Source organism: Faecalibacterium sp. DFI.5.82 (assembly GCF_029076575.1).
Classification (GTDB): domain Bacteria; phylum Bacillota; class Clostridia; order Oscillospirales; family Ruminococcaceae; genus Faecalibacterium; species Faecalibacterium duncaniae.
Map to the genome: position 1 here is coordinate 1 of NZ_JARFIS010000601.1, position 306 is coordinate 306.

The 306-nt window shown below is 57.5% G+C and carries 1 protein-coding gene; it reads left to right on the plus strand.

What is annotated here, in order from left to right:
* A partial coding sequence (locus P0G09_RS18065) for a UvrD-helicase domain-containing protein (RefSeq protein WP_275253360.1) occupies positions 1-306 on the plus strand: 306 nt, incomplete at both ends.

A 306-nucleotide genomic window follows, 5' to 3' on the forward strand; every position in this document is an offset into this window, starting at 1 on the left:
TGGCTGGACGGGATGCTGCGGCAAAATGCTGTTCGCAGTTGGAACGTGATGGCCATCACCTTTACCAACAAGGCGGCAGTGGAGCTCAAGGAGCGCCTGCGCAATATGCTGGGCGGCGAAGAGGGAGACGAGGTGTTTGCCTCCACCTTCCACTCGGCCTGTGTGCGCATCCTGCGCCGCTGGGCAGAATCCATCGGCTATCCCCGCAGCTTTACCATATATGATACCGATGACTCCCAGCGCGTGATGAAGGCGGTCTATAAGGAACTGAGCATCGACGATAAGTTCCTCCCGATTAAAAGCGCC